The organism is Pseudomonas wadenswilerensis (assembly GCF_900497695.1).
Classification (GTDB): Bacteria; Pseudomonadota; Gammaproteobacteria; order Pseudomonadales; family Pseudomonadaceae; genus Aquipseudomonas; species Aquipseudomonas wadenswilerensis.
In genome coordinates, this window is sequence record NZ_UIDD01000003.1 from 82,568 (window position 1) to 97,852 (window position 15,285).

Annotated in this window: 13 protein-coding genes and 1 riboswitch; of the genes, 6 read left to right on the plus strand and 7 right to left on the minus strand. The window is 63.9% G+C overall.

Features of this window, described 5'->3' with window-relative positions:
- Window positions 1-40: 40 nt before the first annotated feature.
- From ribA to CCOS864_RS03760, 3 genes are read left to right on the plus strand one after another with little or no spacing between them, the layout of a single operon-like run.
- Complete coding sequence (gene ribA / locus CCOS864_RS03750) at window positions 41-658, plus strand: GTP cyclohydrolase II (RefSeq protein ID WP_115085107.1); 618 nt, start codon at window positions 41-43, stop codon at window positions 656-658.
- On the plus strand, window positions 655-1,074 hold the full coding sequence (locus CCOS864_RS03755; RefSeq protein ID WP_115085108.1) for an MFS transporter: 420 nt from the start codon (window positions 655-657) through the stop codon (window positions 1,072-1,074). The genes ribA and CCOS864_RS03755 overlap by 4 nt, the downstream gene beginning before the upstream one ends.
- Window positions 1,074-1,883, plus strand: a complete 810-nt coding sequence (locus tag CCOS864_RS03760; protein ID WP_115085109.1) for a cobalamin-binding protein — start codon at window positions 1,074-1,076, stop codon at window positions 1,881-1,883. The genes CCOS864_RS03755 and CCOS864_RS03760 overlap by 1 nt, the downstream gene beginning before the upstream one ends.
- Here the strand turns inward: CCOS864_RS03760 and CCOS864_RS03765 are convergent.
- From CCOS864_RS03765 to CCOS864_RS03780, 4 genes are all read right to left on the minus strand, one after another.
- Window positions 1,861-3,714, minus strand: coding sequence for a TonB-dependent receptor domain-containing protein (locus CCOS864_RS03765; RefSeq protein WP_115085110.1), 1,854 nt, complete (start codon window positions 3,712-3,714; stop codon window positions 1,861-1,863). The two genes, CCOS864_RS03760 and CCOS864_RS03765, sit on opposite strands and share 23 nt — an antisense overlap.
- Before the next feature lie 107 nt (window positions 3,715-3,821).
- Window positions 3,822-5,720 carry a 1-deoxy-D-xylulose-5-phosphate synthase gene (gene dxs, locus CCOS864_RS03770; RefSeq protein WP_115085111.1) on the minus strand — a complete coding sequence of 633 codons (1,899 nt, stop codon included), beginning with the start codon at window positions 5,718-5,720 and terminating at the stop codon, window positions 3,822-3,824.
- A gap of 140 nt (window positions 5,721-5,860) precedes the next feature.
- Window positions 5,861-6,748 carry a (2E,6E)-farnesyl diphosphate synthase gene (ispA, locus tag CCOS864_RS03775; RefSeq protein ID WP_115085112.1) on the minus strand — a complete coding sequence of 296 codons (888 nt, stop codon included), beginning with the start codon at window positions 6,746-6,748 and terminating at the stop codon, window positions 5,861-5,863.
- Window positions 6,745-6,987, minus strand: a complete 243-nt coding sequence (locus tag CCOS864_RS03780; protein WP_115085113.1) for an exodeoxyribonuclease VII small subunit — start codon at window positions 6,985-6,987, stop codon at window positions 6,745-6,747. The genes ispA and CCOS864_RS03780 overlap by 4 nt, the downstream gene beginning before the upstream one ends.
- Window positions 6,988-7,230: 243 nt before the next feature.
- Here CCOS864_RS03780 and CCOS864_RS03785 point away from each other — a divergent pair, with 243 nt between their 5' ends.
- The 3 genes from CCOS864_RS03785 to CCOS864_RS03795 are packed head-to-tail and all read left to right on the plus strand — an operon-like array spanning window position 7,231 to window position 10,962.
- Window positions 7,231-8,634 (plus strand): MBOAT family O-acyltransferase, encoded by a 1,404-nt coding sequence (locus CCOS864_RS03785; protein ID WP_233674426.1) that lies wholly within the window; start codon window positions 7,231-7,233, stop codon window positions 8,632-8,634.
- Between the two features lie 13 nt (window positions 8,635-8,647).
- On the plus strand, window positions 8,648-9,757 hold the full coding sequence (locus tag CCOS864_RS03790) for an SGNH/GDSL hydrolase family protein (protein WP_338068365.1): 1,110 nt from the start codon (window positions 8,648-8,650) through the stop codon (window positions 9,755-9,757).
- Window positions 9,757-10,962, plus strand: coding sequence for an SGNH/GDSL hydrolase family protein (locus CCOS864_RS03795; RefSeq protein WP_115085116.1), 1,206 nt, complete (start codon window positions 9,757-9,759; stop codon window positions 10,960-10,962). Before CCOS864_RS03790 ends, CCOS864_RS03795 begins: the two co-directional genes overlap by 1 nt.
- Window positions 10,963-11,174: 212 nt before the next feature.
- Here CCOS864_RS03795 and ribB read toward each other — a convergent pair whose 3' ends face one another.
- From ribB to rtcR, 3 genes are all read right to left on the minus strand, one after another.
- Window positions 11,175-11,825, minus strand: a complete 651-nt coding sequence (ribB, locus tag CCOS864_RS03800; RefSeq protein WP_115085117.1) for a 3,4-dihydroxy-2-butanone-4-phosphate synthase — start codon at window positions 11,823-11,825, stop codon at window positions 11,175-11,177.
- A gap of 79 nt (window positions 11,826-11,904) precedes the next feature.
- Window positions 11,905-12,048: riboswitch (FMN riboswitch) on the minus strand.
- Window positions 12,049-12,114: 66 nt separating this feature from the next.
- Window positions 12,115-13,203: an alpha/beta hydrolase gene (locus CCOS864_RS03805; RefSeq protein WP_115085118.1), complete on the minus strand. Its 1,089-nt coding sequence runs from the start codon at window positions 13,201-13,203 to the stop codon at window positions 12,115-12,117.
- 70 nt (window positions 13,204-13,273) lie between these two features.
- Window positions 13,274-14,866 (minus strand): RNA repair transcriptional activator RtcR, encoded by a 1,593-nt coding sequence (gene rtcR / locus CCOS864_RS03810; RefSeq protein WP_115085119.1) that lies wholly within the window; start codon window positions 14,864-14,866, stop codon window positions 13,274-13,276.
- Between the last annotated feature and the right edge of the window lie 419 nt (window positions 14,867-15,285).

Sequence of the window (15,285 nt, forward strand, 5' to 3'; positions counted from 1 at the left end):
GCCCCACGTCAATTTTCAAGTTACTGATCAGGAGCACAACGTGCCCGTCGTTTTTGTTGCCGCTTCCAAGCTGCCTACCCCCTTTGCGACCTTCACCATGCATGGTTTTCTCGATGAAGCCACCGGCCGCGAGCACGTCGTGCTCAGCCTGGGTGATGTGGCCGACGGGCAGCCGGTGCTGGGGCGCCTGCATTCCGAATGCCTGACCGGCGACGCCTTGTTCAGCCAGCGCTGCGACTGCGGTTCGCAACTCGAAGCGGCCCTGCAGGCGATCGCCCGCGAAGGCCGCGGCGTGCTGCTGTACCTGCGCCAGGAAGGCCGCGGCATTGGCCTGTTGAACAAGATCCGCGCCTACGAGCTGCAAGACGGCGGCGCCGACACTGTCGAGGCCAACGAGCGCCTGGGCTTTGCCGCCGACCAGCGTGACTACGGCATGTGCCAGCCGATGCTCGAGCATCTGGGGGTCAAGTCGCTGCGGCTGATGACCAACAACCCGCGCAAGGTCAAGGCCCTCACCAGCATGGGCATCCCGGTTGCCGAGCGCGTGCCGCTGCACACCGGCCACAACCCGCATAACAAACACTACCTGGCGACCAAAGCCGGCAAGCTCGGCCACATGATGGGCAACGAGCACCAGGGCGAGGCCGGTCGGGCGTGACCCGCGCCCAGGTTCGCCGTCGTCTGGAGCTGGCCTGGTGGCAGTACCTGGCGGTGGCGCTGGCACCGTTGCTGGTGTTCGCCTGGGCCTTTGGTGGCGTGCAGGCGCTGATTCCGATCCTGGCCATGCCGATGTTCATCGCCGGCGTGGCGTCGATGTTCCTCAGCCTGCCGCGCTTCGGTGCGTACAAGCATGGGCTGATCGCGACCCAGAAAGCCTTGAACACTGACGACGAGCCAGGTGCCTGGATCGAACTGGCGCGCATCCGCCGGCTGGGCATGCTGTTCGCCTGCCTGCCGGCCTGGGTCGCTGCGCTGTCGGTATTCGTCGGCCTTGAGGCGGTGCCGCAGATCCTCCTGGCGATCTCCAGCCTGGTCCTGCTCTACCTCTACCGTATCCCTCGCCAGCTCGGCTGATGCGCCGTTACCTGTGGCTGTTGCTGCTGGCCCTCGGCATGCCATTGGCGGCAGCGCCGCGAGTGGTCAGCCTGGCGCCTTCGATCACTGAAATCATTCTCGACCTGCAGGCCGGCGATCTGCTGGTGGGCATGGCCGAGTGGCACGAACGGCCGGCGCAACTGGAAGACGTGCCGCTGGTTGGCCGCTATGGCCAACTGGACATGGAGCGCCTGCTCAGCGTGCGCCCGGATCTGGTGCTGTACTGGCCGGGCAGCGTGCCGGCGGCCCAGCGCGACCAGCTCGAACGTCTCGGTATCCCGCTGTATAGCGTCGATGTGCACGAGCTGGATGACCTGGTTTCCCAGGTCGACGAAATTGGCGTGCGCATCGGGCGCAAGGAGCAAGGCGGGCAGTTGGCCGATGCCTTGCGCAGCCGCCTTGCAGCGTTACGCCAACAGTACCGCCGAGAGCGCCCGCTGTCGGTGTTCTATCAGGTCTGGGACAAGCCGCTGTACACCGTTGGTGGCTATCAGATCATCTCCGATGCCCTCAGCGTCTGCGGCGCGCGCAACGTGTTCGCCGACCTCACCCAGCCGGCGCCTCAGGTCAACCTGGAGACCGTGCTGGCGCGCAATCCCCAAGTCATCCTCGCCCCCGATCAGCCTCAGCTAGACGCCTGGAAGGCCTGGCCCAACGTTGCGGCAGTGCGCGACGGCCTGTTGCTGCAGGTGCCGGACAAAGGCCTGGAGCGCCCCAGTGGGCAGATGATCGAAGCGACGGCGAAGTTGTGTGCGTTGTTGCAGGCTAAAGCGCCGGCGTCCAGGTGACGCCCAATAGCCAGGTTCGGCCCTCTTCACGATAGTCAGCATAGCCTGCGCCATAGTTGTACTGCGCGCGGCTGTAGGCTTTGTCCAGCAGGTTATCGGCTTTGAGCTCCAGGCGAATCTCGCGGCTCAGGTTCCAGCTGCTGCGCAAACCGAGCAGACCGTAGCCACTGAGTGAGCGTTTGTTGTCCGCATCCGCGTAACTGCTGCTGACCGCCTGCCAGCTGGCACCGAGGCCCAGGCGATCGAACTGGCGATCCAGGTCCAGGCTCAAGGTACGGCGGGCACGGCGTTCCAGGGTGTGCCCGGAATCGCGGTCACGCGGGTCGATCAGCGACAGGCCCAGGTTGCTCTGCCAGCCGAACCACGCCTGATGCAGGCTGGCTTCGAAGCCGTTGATCCGTGCCGAACCGACATTGTGCGGAATGTAGTTGGGGCCCAGGGAGATCGCATTGCGCAGGTCGGTGCGGTACAGCGACGCCTCCAGCCGGGTGGTTTCAGCCAGTTGGCTGCGCCATTGCAATTCGTAGCTTTTCGAGCGCTCGGGCTTGAGGTCGGGGTTGCCAAAGTCCGGGTAGTAGAGGTCATTGAAGGTCGGCGCGCGGAAGCCTTCGCTGTAGGACAGCAGCAGGTCGTTGTCCGCGTTGAGCGGCAGGCCGAGGCTGGCGCTCCAGCTGTTCTGGCTGCCGAACTGCTGGTTCTGGTCGCGGCGCACGCCCACTTCGGTGCTGAAGCTGTCGTCCTTGTAGCGGTGCTGCACAAAGGCGGCGCGGTTCCAGCGGCTGTCTTCGTCCAGGGGCGTGCTGCCGTGCAGGCGGTCCTGGTACCAGTCGCCACCCAGCAGCAGGTTGTTGTGTTCGTCGAGGCTCAGGTCATTCTGCCAGTTCAGCGAATCGCGATAGGTGTTGAACTCGCTACCGCCCGGTTGCAGTGAGTCGCGCTTGGTATCACGGTTTTCGCTGTGGCCCAGCTCCAGGCGTGAATGCCACATCTCGGTGAACTGGGCGTCGGCATAGGTGCCGACGCTGGAGACGTTGAAGTCGGTATAAGGCTGGCTCTGGTCGCCAAACAGATTGTCGTATTCGCTGCGCCCGTGGCTGTCGAGCCAGTTCAGGCCCAGCTCCAGCGAGTCGCTGGCGACATGGCTGAGGTTCAGGCTCAGGCTCTTGTTGCGGTAGGCATCGTGATCGCCGTTGGCGGGAAACGATTCGCGGGTGGCGTTGATGCCAGCGGTTTCGTCCAGGCCGGCGGCGAGGTTGAAACGGGTGCGCTCGTCACCACCGGACAGGCCAACATCACGCTGCCAGGTCTTGTTGCTGCCGCCGGCCAGGTGCAGGCGTGGCTGCAGGCCGGGCGTGCTGGCGCGGCGGGTGAAGATCTGGATCACCCCGCCAATCGCATCGCTGCCATAGATCGCCGAGCGCGACCCGCGCAGTACTTCGACCCGCTCGATCTGATCGATGTTGAGAAACTGCAGGCCGCTGTCACCGGACGAGGTGTTGGCGATGCGTACGCCGTCCACCAGCACCAGGCTCTGGGCCGACTTGGTGCCGCGAATGAAGATGCCGGGCAGGCTGCCACGCCCGCCGGTGCGCGAGACCTGAACACCCGGTACCCGGGTCAGCAGGTCAGTGATGCTGGAAGGTTGCAGGCGGTCGATGTCAGCACGGGTGAACACCGTGTTGGCGGCGCTGGTCTGGGTGCGGTCTTCGACCTGGCGGTTGGCGCTGATCAGCGTGTCGGGCAGCTTCAGGGCGCTTTCGCGGTCGATGGGCTCGGCCAGCAGGGTGGTCGGCAATAGCAGGAGTGGGGCTACCAGGCGCAGGGATTTCATGGGCAGTTCCATTGCTATCGCTGGCAAGCCAGCTCCCACAGGTTCTGCATGCGCTGTACTTGTGGGAGCTGGCTTGCCAGCGATGAGGCCGGTTAAGGCCCCGAAGATCAAAGACCGAGCAGTTGCATCCGCTGACGCACCGAAGCCTCGATCCCGGCCGCATCCAGCCCGCACTCGGCCAGCATCTGCGCAGGCTTGGCATGCTCGACATACACATCTGGCAGGCCCAGGTGCAGCACCGGCTTGAGTAGGGCTTCACGCGCGAGGAACTCACTTACCGCCGCACCGGCGCCGCCCATGATGGCGTTCTCTTCGAGGGTCACCAGCAGCTCGTGGCTGCCGGCGATTTCGCGCACCAGGGCTTCATCCAGCGGTTTGACAAAGCGCATGTCAACCACGGTGGCGTCGATCTGCTCGGCAACTTTCAGGGCTTCGCTCAGCTGCACGCCGAACACCAGCAAGGCGACCTTGCTGCCCTGGCGGCGAACGATGCCCTTGCCGATCTCCAACGGCTCGAGGTTGCTCTCGATGGTCGCATTCGGGCCGCTGCCGCGTGGGTAGCGCACGGCCGCCGGGCCGTTGTACAGGTGGCCGGTGCTGAGCATCTTGCGCAGTTCGTTCTCGTCGCTCGGGGTCATCACCAGCATGCCGGGGATGCAGCGCAGGAACGACAGGTCGAAGCTGCCTGCGTGGGTCGGGCCGTCTTCGCCGACCAGGCCGGCGCGGTCGATGGCGAACAGTACGTCGAGGTTCTGCACCGCAACGTCATGGATCAGCTGGTCGTAGGCGCGCTGGAGGAAGGTCGAATAGATCGCCACCACCGGCTTGCTGCCTTCGCAGGCCATGCCCGCCGCCAGGGTTACCGCGTGCTGTTCGGCGATGGCGACGTCGAAGTAGCGATCCGGGTAGCGCTCGCTGAAGGCCACCAGGTCGGAGCCTTCCTTCATGGCCGGGGTGATGCCGACCAGGCGCTGGTCGGCCGCCGCCATGTCGCACAGCCATTGGCCGAACACCGCGGAGTACTTCGGCCCAGCGGCCTGTTTCGGCGCGGCGGCAGGTTTGTCCACAGGCTCGAGCTTGGTGATCGCGTGGTAGCCGATCGGGTCGACTTCGGCCGGGGCGAAGCCCTTGCCCTTCTTGGTCACCACGTGCAGGAACTGCGGGCCCTTGAGGTCACGCATGTTGCGCAGGGTGGTGATCAGGGTCGGCAGGTCGTGGCCATCGATCGGACCGATGTAGTTCCAGCCCAGCTCTTCGAACAGGGTGCCGGGCACCAGCATGCCTTTGGCGTATTCTTCGGTGCGGCGGGCGATTTCCCAGGCGCCGGGCAGGCGCGACAGGACTTTCTTGCTGCCCTCGCGCATGCTCGAGTAGGTGCGGCTGGAGAGGATCTTGGCCAGGTAATTGGACAGGCCGCCGACATTGCGCGAAATCGACATGTCGTTGTCGTTGAGGATCACCAGCATGTCGGCATCGACTTCCTGGGCGTGGTTCAACGCCTCGAAAGCCATGCCGGCGGTCAGTGCGCCGTCGCCGATCACGGCAATGGACTTGCGCGGATCGTTCTGCAGGCGGGCGGCGATGGCCATGCCCAGGGCAGCACTGATCGAGGTGCTGGAGTGACCGACACCAAAGGTGTCGTACTCGCTCTCGGCGCGGCGTGGGAAGGCGGCCAGGCCGTCCTTCTGGCGCAGCGTGTTCATGCGCTGGCGGCGACCGGTGAGGATCTTGTGCGGATAGGCCTGATGACCAACGTCCCACACCAGGCGGTCGTCCGGGGTGTCGAAGACGTAGTGCAGGGCGATCGTCAGCTCGATGACGCCCAGGCCGGCACCGAAATGCCCGCCGGTCTGGCCAACGGTATAGAGCAATTCCTGGCGCAACTCGTCGGCCAGGCTCTCCAGGTCGGCTTCAGCCAGGCGGCGCAGGCCGGCAGGCGTATCAGCACGGTCAAGCAGCGGCGTGACCGGGCGTTCGCGGGGGATCTCTTGAAACGTCGTGGGCATCAGGCGAATCGTTATAGATATGAAGTGGCGGCAGTTTACCTTATTGCGGTATTGGCTGCCCATTTGAGCTAATCGCGGGGCAAGCCCGCTCCTACAGTGATCGCTGTGGGAGCGGGCTTGCCCCGCGATGCGGTTTGCGCTTAATTACGCCGTTCAACGATATAACGCGCCAGTTCCCGCAGCGGCTCGGCCGCCGCGTCAAACGGACGCAGGGCATGCAGGGCCTGGTCGCGCAGTTCCAGGGCATAGGCCTTGGCGGCGTCGAGGCCGAGCAAGGCCGGGTAGGTCGGCTTGTCGCGGGCGATGTCTGCGCCCTGGCGCTTGCCCAGGGTTTCTGTGTCGCTCTCGACGTCGAGGATATCGTCCTGGACCTGGAACGCCAGGCCGATGGCCTGTGCATACGTTTGCAGGGCCTTGAGCTGGGTCTGGTCGGCGCGGGCGCTGGCCAGGGCGCCGAGCCTGACGCTGGCTTCGATCAGCGCGCCGGTCTTGTGCCGGTGCATGAACTCCAGCGCCGTCTGGTCGAGCTTGAGGCCCACCGAACCTAAGTCGATGGCCTGGCCGCCGACCATGCCGGCAGGGCCGGCGGCCAACGCCAGGGCCTGGACCATGGCCAGGCGGATGCTGTCTTGCTGCGGGCTCAGTTGCGGGTCGAGCAGGGCACTGAAGGCCAGGCTCTGCAAGCCGTCGCCAGCCAGGATCGCACAGGCTTCATCGAAGGCCTTGTGGGTGGTCGGCTGGCCGCGGCGCAGGTCGTCATCGTCCATGGCCGGCAAATCGTCGTGCACCAGCGAGTAGGCGTGAATCAGCTCGACCGCGCAGGCAGCGCCGTTGGCTTGCTCCGGCGTGCCACCCAGGGCTTCGCAAGCGGCGTAGGCGAGCAGCGGGCGTACGCGCTTGCCGCCGTTCATCACGCTATAGCGCATGGCCTGGTAGAGGCGGGTGAGTTCCTGCGACGGCGGCACGAACAGTTGCTCAAGGGCGGCGTCGACCCGGGCCTGGCAGTCGGCCTGATAGCGACTGATCATTCTGCCTGGTCCGCATCGAAAGGCTCGGCGGCCAGCTCGCCATCGCGCTCAAGCAACACCTGGACCTTCTGTTCGGCCTGGGCCAGAGCGCTCTGGCAGTCGCGGGTCAGGCTGATGCCTTGTTCGAAGGCGGTCAGCGAGTCTTCCAGCGACAGCTCGCCGTTCTCCAGGCGCTCGACCAGGACCTGCAGGTCGGCGAGGGATTGCTCGAAATCAATGGAGGCTTTTTTTCGGGCCATGGCGGCTGTCTCGGTGGCGGTATAAACGGCGCGACACTAGCAGAGCGGGGCGGGGGGAGCAAATCGATAGGGGCGATCTTTCGTCGCATTCTGTTGCACAAAGGCCGCCGGTGAAGTCTTGATTTTTCTGCAGGGCTCGCATTGTGAGGGCTTATGGCTCTCTGCCATAATCGCGCCCGCTTTACCCCGCGGGTTTCTCGCGGTGAAGCCTCCTATTTCTGTTGTCACGTAATGGACTACGTTGTGAGCTTCCTTTCGATCGAGTTCGGCCTCTGCTTCACACTGTTTTTCATCGTCTACTGGAGCCTGTGCTGGAGCGTTCGCCTGCAGAACGTCCTGCTGCTGGCGGCCAGTTACGCACTGGTGGCCAGTTTCAGCTTCAACTCCCTGTATATCCTGCTGGGCTACAGCGCCCTGGTGTACCTGCTCGGCCTGGTCGGTGAGCGGTATCCCGGGCGGCGCTTCAGCTATTTGCTGGTGTTGCTGCTGGTGCTGGGCTGCTTCTATCTGTTCAAGTATCAGGAGTTCTTTGTCGGCGGCGTGCAGGGTGCCCTGGCCAGTGCCGGGCTGGATGTGTCACTGCCGGTGCTGGAAGTGCTGGTGCCGATCGGCCTGTCGTTCTACGCCTTTCACTCGGTCAGCTACCTGGTGTCGATCAACCGCCGCGAGATGCCCTCGGCTTCGCCGTTCGACCTGGCCCTGTACCTGGCGTTCTTCCCCAGCCTGATTGCCGGCCCGGTCAACCGCGCCAGCCACATGCTGGCGCAGATTCGCACCAGCGGTATCCGTGAGGTGCTGGAGCCGCAACGGGCTTTGGGCCTGATCGCCCTGGCGGTGGTCAAGCTGTTCTTTTGCAGCGCCTGGCTGGCCAGCGAGTGGGTCGACCCGGTGTTTGAAACGCCGGGCAGCTATTCGCCCGAGCAGATCCTGCTGAGCGTGTATGGCTACAGCTTCCTGATCTATTTCAACTTCAGCGGCTACACCAACCTGGTCACCGGCATTGCCTTGCTGCTGGGCTTCCGCCTGCCCGAGAACTTCAATGCGCCCTATGCCGCGCACAACCTCAAGGAATTCTGGGGCCGCTGGCATATCAGCCTGTCGCTGTTCATTCGCGACTATGTCTACATCCCCCTGGGCGGTAACCGCCAGGGCGTGTGGCGCGGCAACCTGAACATGCTGCTGGCGATGCTGGTTTCCGGGCTGTGGCACGGGGCGAGCATCAACTTCATCATCTGGGGCGCGTTGCACGGTATCGGCCTGGCGCTGTACAAGGCCTCGACCTACATCCTGCCGCAGCCGATGCGCTGGCCGGGGGCCGGTTTGGCGGCGCGTCTGCTGACCTTCCACTATGTGGCCTTCGCCTGGATCTTCTTCCGCAGTGCGAGCCTTGATGAAGCCGTGGACATGCTCGCCGGAATCGGCGGGCTGAGCCTGGATGGATTGTTCTCCAGTACCGGCCTGCTGTTGCTGGTGAGCGTGCTGTATGTGGCTGTCTACCCGCAGTTGCTGGTGCTCCTGCGTCAGTTCTTTGCAGCGACCACGCGCTTGCCTTGGCAGTTGTATCCGATACCGCTGGGGTTGTTCGTTTCCTTGGTTATTTTTGCTTCGCAATCGGGCGTGCCGGGGTTCATCTATGCAAGTTTCTAATGCCGGTCGTTTGATGTCCTCGCAAGCGGGCGCGGCCAAGGCGTTGTACGCCATCGTCATCACCACGCTGCTGTTGTTCTGGCTGAACCAGGATTCGATCAGCCTCTATTGCCAGCAGAAATATCACCAGAGCTGCGAGCTGCCGGTGCTCGGGCAAAGCCCGGCCTGGCGCCTGGGTGGCAACCTGACCCACGCCTTGGGCGATGCCCGCGACAGTTTTGTCGATAGCCTGGAAAAACGTAACGAGCCGGTACTGGTGGCCAAGGTCGAGGCCAGCGATACGGTCGAGCTGCCGGCGCCGACCCGGGTGGTTCCGGTGCACCTGGGCAAGCCGCCAGCTACCGCGCAGGTAGCGGTCAGCAAGCCGGTCGTAGTCCAGGTGGCGGCACCTGCTGCGCCCGTTGCTGCGCCGGTGACCCAACCTGCGGCCCAGGTTGCCCAGGCGCCGCTGCAAGCGGGCACCGTTGTGTCCCTGGCGGCCGGTGATGAAGTGTTCCTGGTCGGCGACTCGCTGATGCAGGGCGTCGCCCCGCACCTGGCCAACAGCCTGCGCAAGCGCTACCAGATCAAGAGCGTCAACCTCAGCAAGCAAAGCACCGGCCTTGCCTATCCGGGGTTCTTCAACTGGCCGCAGACCGTGGCCAAGACCCTGGAAAGCGAGCCGAACATTCGCCTGATGGTGATCTTCCTCGGCCCCAATGACCCGTGGGACATGCCCCAGGGCAAGGGCAAGCCGTTCCTGCGCTTCAAGTCGCCGGAGTGGGAAGTCACCTATCGCCAGCGCATCGATTCGATTCTTGACCAGGCCCGTGCGCACAATGTGCAGGTGATCTGGGTCGGGCCGCCGAACATGCAGAAGCCCAAGCTGTCTACGGCCATGGCTTATCTGAGCGGGTTGTACGAGCAACAGACCGGCCTGTACCAACAGCACTACGTTTCGGCCAACCCGGCACTCGGTTACAACGACGACAGCTTCTCCGCTACTTTGCAGAACAGCCAGGGCAAACGGATCAAGACCCGGGTCGATGACGGCATCCATTTCACCACCACCGGACAGAAGCTGATCTCGGAACGGATTCTCTCGATGATCGCCTTTCCCGGCCTCACTGTAACGGGACACTGATGCGTCGACTGCACAACATTCTGGGATTGGCCCTGCTGATCTGCGCGCTGCCGGGCTGTAGCCCGGTGGCGGCGGTCAATACCACGGCCAGGCCAGCCAATACGGCGGCCAAGGCCCCGGTCAACCGCGTCGATGGCAACCTGGCGGTACTGGCGGGCAAGTTCAAGAACGCCAACCGCGCGCCGGTCAATATCATTCAGTTCGGCGACTCGCACACCGCTGCCGATCTGTTCAGTGGCGAGATGCGCCGCCTGCTGCAAGCGCGATATGGCGACGGCGGTATCGGCCTGATCGCCGCCACGCCGGTGCCGGGCACCCGCTACGACCAGGTTATCCTCAAAGCCGCCAAGCGCCAGTGGGAGCTGGTGTCGGCGCGTAATCAGCAGAGCACGCAGTTCCCGCTCGGCGGTTACTTGTCGGTGCCGATGGCGGCCAACCCCAGCGTACGCATCGAGGCCCGTGAACCTGGTGCCCAACGTTATCGCGTGCAGGCGCTGTACCAGGCGCGGGAGAACAGTACCCTGGTGCTGCGCGACGGTCGTGGACGCAACCAGCGCATGCTGGCGGCAACCGGCGGGCAATGGCGCTTCGGCCCGCAGGTCGGCAACCTCGGTCTGCCGCTGGACCTGACCCTCAACGGCCGTCCCGGCACCGTGCTGGGGGGGTGGTACATCCAGGGCCAGAAGAATGCCGGGGTGATCTATTCGGCGCTGGGTATCAACGGCGCGCGTCTTGAGGTGCAGGACAAATGGCAGGCCGGCTGGCAGGACAACCTCAAGACCTTGCGGCCGGACCTGGTGATCCTCGCCTACGGCACCAACGAAGCCTTCGATGACACCCTCGATCTCAACCTGTACCAGACGCAACTGCGCAATACCCTCAAGCGCCTGCGCCAGGACCTGCCGCGGGCGGTGGTGCTGCTGGTTGGTCCGCCGGACTCGATCAAGCAGCGCAAGGCCCGCAGTTGCGCCGCGCGCCAGCCGCAGCAACTGGCCCAGGTGATCCGCATCCAGCGCCAGGCAGCCAAGCAGGCCAATGCCCTGTTCTGGGACTGGCAGGCGTATATGGGCGGACAGTGTTCGATTGCCGGCTGGCAGGCTTCAGGCTTGGCCCGTGGCGATCTGGTGCACCTGACGGCGGACGGCTACAAGAAAAGCGCGGTCGGCCTGCACGACTTTTTGCGCACGCAGCTGGGCTTGAAGTAGGGCAGAAAAAAGCAGAGGCGGGGACGACTCCGGGTTGGCTTGCGGCGCCCCATGAAGTCGTCTTCCCGCCTCCTAATAGAGGCAAATCCGGGTGCATGAAGCTGCACCCGCTCAGCACGATGCGACTGCCTTGAATCAGCCGCGATTCACTCCTCTGCATTCACCTTAGTAGCTGTCTGCAGGGCTGTAAATTTTCTCGAACAGAATATTTTTCAGGCGCTTTCCAGGGCGGGAGTCAAGGCTGCCTGGCGGTAACGGGCCAACTCGTCGATGGTCAGTACCGGCAGCGAATGCAGCCTGGCGTACTCTGCCACCTGTTCGCCACGGGCCATGCTGCCATCGGGGTTCATCAGCTCGCAGAGGACCGCTGCCGGACGCAGGCCAGCCAGGCGGGCGAGGTCTACCGAGCCTTCGGTGTGGCCACGACGGGTGAGCACGCCGCCATCGCGTGAGCGCAGCGGGAACACGTGGCCGGGGCTGACGATGCGCAGGTCTGCGCGGGTCGAGTCCAGCGCTGCCTGGATGGTGGTGATGCGGTCCTGGGCCGACACGCCCGTGGATACACCTTCAGCGGCTTCGATGGTCACAGTGAAACCGGTGCCATGGCGGGCGCGGTTGTTCGGCACCATCGGTGCCAGCGACAGCTCGTCAACGGTGATTTCATCCAGGCACAGGCAGACGATGCCGCTGCAATCACGGATCATCATGGCCATGGTCTGCAGGCTGATGTTTTCGGCGGCGGCGATGATATCCGCCTCGTCCTCGCGGTCGTCGTCATCGAGCAACAGCACGGGTTTACCGGCCTGATAGGCAGCGACGGCGGCAGCGACGTTAGGGAATTGCTTGCGGTGCAAAGGGGACATGAAACGCTCCTCGTAAGTGATCGATGAACGTTTCAGGGCGAACAAAATGCGTGCGCCAGGGCGCACGATGGCCCTGACCTGACGCCTTCTTTCATCCGGACTATGACCGTCGGCTCTGGAGTCTCACCAGATCTGCTGACCCTCGACCAAAGGCCGAGGCGCTCGCGGGCTCATCTTTCGATTTACCGCCGGTGGGGACTTTCACCCCGCCCTGAAGACCGTGCAAGCATACATCAGGGTGCCATCATGCTTGCAAGCCTCAGGGCTACGACCTAGGTCTAAGCCGGGCTTAAAGGCCCAGGGCGTAATCCAGGTAGCCAGGGTAGGCCTTGCGCCAGTCGTCCTGGAAGGTGTGGCCTTCAGGGTGTTCGTGGCTCTGCACCTTGTTGTTGCTGGCGAAGGCTTTTTCGGTGGTGGCGGTCAGTTGCAGGTTGCTTTCATGCTCCTGTGCACCATGAACCACGACCAGGCGCTTGTCCTTGGCCTTCTGCACGGTGAACGGGATCTTGAAGCCGCCCGGCGACAGCAGCACGGCGCCGCTGTAGTTCTGCGGGTACTGGGCGATCAGGTGCGCGGCGTGTTCGGCGCCTTGCGAGAAGCCGATCAGGGCAACTTTCGAGCGGTCGATGCGGGTGTCTTTTTCCAGCTTCTTCAGGGCCGCGGCCACCGCTTGCTCGGTCGGCTCGACCGATTGCCGCTGCCACATGAACTGATGCTCGTCGCGTTTGAGGGTGCCGTTCAGGGCCACCAGCACGGCCTTGTCGCCCACCAGGTCGGCGCGCATGTTGGTGCCCTTGACGCCTTCGGTGCCGAAACCGGCCAGCCATACCACCACTGGCCAGCCGCCAGCCGGCGCCTTGCCTTCAGGAATGCTGAACGCAGCGAGGCCGGCGTCCTTGGCCTGGGTCGGGTAGTTCTTCTCGGCGGCTTGCAGCAGCTTCTGGTAGGCCGGGTCTTTCTGCATCGGCTCCAGTTCGTCGTCTTCCTTGAGGATCACCGCTTGCCAGAAGCCGCGCTCACGCGCCTGGTCGAGGTATTGCGCGGCCAGTTCCGGGCTGTCCATGGACGACAGCGCGGCAGCGGCCTGGTAAGAGGCGAAGGCGTTCTTCGGGTCCAGGCGGGCGGCGGTCAGATAGAAGGCCAGGGCGCCGGCATAGTTGTCGTGCTCGCTCTTTTCCTTGTCACCGGCATCCATGAACTCGGCCGGGGTGGCGTCGTTGAGGTACAGGTTGGCCATGGCGGCCATGCCTTGCCAGCGGCCCTTGTGCACGGCCTGGTCGGTGGCTTCGTCGGCGTAGGCACTGGCGGCGGTGAGACTGAGGCCGGCCAGCAGGCCGAAGGAGCAGAGATGCAAGCGGGTAGCTGTCAGCAATGACATGGCCGAGAGTCCTTTTTCGGTAGTGCTCGGCCAGATGCGGCCGAAGAGGGCGCGAATTCTAGCACCCTGTTCAACCCTTGAGTTGATTCCATTCCAGGCCAAAGCGCGCCAGGTATTTGCGCAGGCGGTCGGCGTCGTTGGGCTTTTCTTTTTCCTGGCGTGATACATCGAACAGCTGGCGTCCGGCTTCGGACAAAGTGCGGGCGTTGCGGCAAACCTTGAGTACGGCCTGCAGTTGCAGGCGGTCGAACTGGTCCAGCGCCTTGTCGCCGAGCAGCGCGTCGAGCGGGTCCGCTCCCTGCGCCAGGCCCCAGGCGCGCTGCAGGCGCTCGATCTCCTCCAGCACCAGCGCTTCGTCGATACGCCCACTGTCGGCGAGGGTGGCCATGCGCGTGATCGAGGCCGACAGCTCGCGGAAGTTGCCGGCCCAGCGCGCTTGCGGCGAGTTGGCAAAGGCCAGGTAGCGACGCTTGGCCTCCAGGTTGAAGCGCACCTGGCGGTTCTGTTCGCGGGCATGGCGCTGCAGTTCGAAATCAATGTTCGGCTCGATGTCCTCCCTGCGCCCGGCCAGCCCCGGCAACTCGAAGGTCCACAAGTTGATGCGTGCGTACAGGTCTTCGCGGAACAGCCCTTCGGCGACCCGGCTGCGCAGGTCGCGATGGGTACCGGCAATCAGCTGGAAGTCGCTCTCTACTTCGCGGTCCGAGCCCAGCGGGAAGAAGCGTTTTTCTTCGATGGCCTTGAGCAGCATGGCCTGCTCGTCGGCGCCCAGCTCGCCGATTTCATCAAGGAACAACATGCCGCCATCGGCTGCGCGCAGCAAACCTTCGCGGGCGTTCTGGGCACCGGTGAAGGCGCCTTTGCTGTGACCGAACAGTGCCGACATGGCGCCGTCACCGCGCAAGGTGGCGCAGTTCACTTCGACAAAGCGCCCCTCCAACTGGTGGCGAGCGCGCTTGAGTTCATAGATGCGCCGGGCCAGGAAGGATTTGCCCGCGCCGGTCGGGCCGACCAGCAGCATCGGCGCCCGCGAGCGCAGCGCCACACGTTCGATCTGCTCGATGGAGCGGTTGAAGGCGGCGTTCCGGGTGGCGATACCGGCCTTGAGAAAGTTCAGGCTGTCGGCTTGCTCGCGTTGAAAGCGCGAGGCGATGTGATCGTAGCGCGACAGGTCCAGGTCAATCAGCGTGCTGGTGCCGGCCGGGTCGGCCGTGTCTTCCTTGCCGCGGGCTGGCGAGGTCTGGATCAGCCGCGCCGGCAGGTAGCGCGCCTCGGTGAGCAGGAACCAGCAGATCTGCGCGACGTGGGTGCCGGTGGTGATGTGGACCAGGTAGTCCTCGTGCTCGGTATCGAACGGGTAGGCGCTGGCAAAATCGTGCAGGGCACCATAGACCTCCTCGAAGTCCCAGGGATTGCGCAGGACCATGGGCTGCAGGCGCACCTCGGTGTGTGGCGAGATGCTCTGGATGTCGTCACGTATGCGCTCGGCCAGGCCCAGATCGCGGGCGCTGGTGCCGTGGATCAGCTCCAGGCGATCGATCGGGGTTTGCGCTTGCTGGCACAGGCTGATGGTCGGGCGCCAGCGCTGCCAGCGCGCGGCGCCTTTGCCGTTGCGATCAAGGGTGGTACCGAGAAAACCGATGGCGACGCTACGCTTGCTCATTTCTATTTAGCTCAAAAGATAAATACCTATCTCATCATATATAAAAATCTTGTTTGTTGTGGGCTGAGAAATTTCATTTGCTTATGGTTGTTAAAATAAAATCCTTATAAATCAATAAGATAAAAATTTATTCTGTCTTTAACTCAAAACCTGGCACGCCCCTCGCAATATCTCCCTCGACCGCATCGCCAAGCTGGCCAACGGGACGGGGTTTATGTCCCCGCCGGTGCACGAGCCCACCCCAGGTGTTGGTGTCGTGCATGCCGCCGCCGCAACGAGCAGTCGATAGCGTGGCTCCTCACGGAGACGCTGGTCTCGAGGCCTGACTCGAACCTTACATACCCTCCAAGGTATCTCGAATGTTGTACCCGCCGGTGGGGCGTAGCCAGGGAAGGCTGCAAGGTGCGCACGGAGCGCAC

Bases quoted from the DNA above. Each gene is read 5' to 3' on its own strand.
- CCOS864_RS03760 (WP_115085109.1), top strand. From the start codon at position 1,074: ATGCGCCGTTACCTGTGGCTGTTGCTGCTGGCCCTCGGCATGCCATTG.
- CCOS864_RS03765 (WP_115085110.1), bottom strand. From the start codon at position 3,714: ATGAAATCCCTGCGCCTGGTAGCCCCACTCCTGCTATTGCCGACCACC.
- dxs (WP_115085111.1), bottom strand. From the start codon at position 5,720: ATGCCCACGACGTTTCAAGAGATCCCCCGCGAACGCCCGGTCACGCCG.
- ispA (WP_115085112.1), bottom strand. From the start codon at position 6,748: ATGATCAGTCGCTATCAGGCCGACTGCCAGGCCCGGGTCGACGCCGCC.
- CCOS864_RS03780 (WP_115085113.1), bottom strand. From the start codon at position 6,987: ATGGCCCGAAAAAAAGCCTCCATTGATTTCGAGCAATCCCTCGCCGAC.
- CCOS864_RS03790 (WP_338068365.1), top strand. From the start codon at position 8,648: ATGTCCTCGCAAGCGGGCGCGGCCAAGGCGTTGTACGCCATCGTCATC.
- CCOS864_RS03795 (WP_115085116.1), top strand. From the start codon at position 9,757: ATGCGTCGACTGCACAACATTCTGGGATTGGCCCTGCTGATCTGCGCG.
- ribB (WP_115085117.1), bottom strand. From the start codon at position 11,825: ATGTCCCCTTTGCACCGCAAGCAATTCCCTAACGTCGCTGCCGCCGTC.
- CCOS864_RS03805 (WP_115085118.1), bottom strand. From the start codon at position 13,203: ATGTCATTGCTGACAGCTACCCGCTTGCATCTCTGCTCCTTCGGCCTG.
- rtcR (WP_115085119.1), bottom strand. From the start codon at position 14,866: ATGAGCAAGCGTAGCGTCGCCATCGGTTTTCTCGGTACCACCCTTGAT.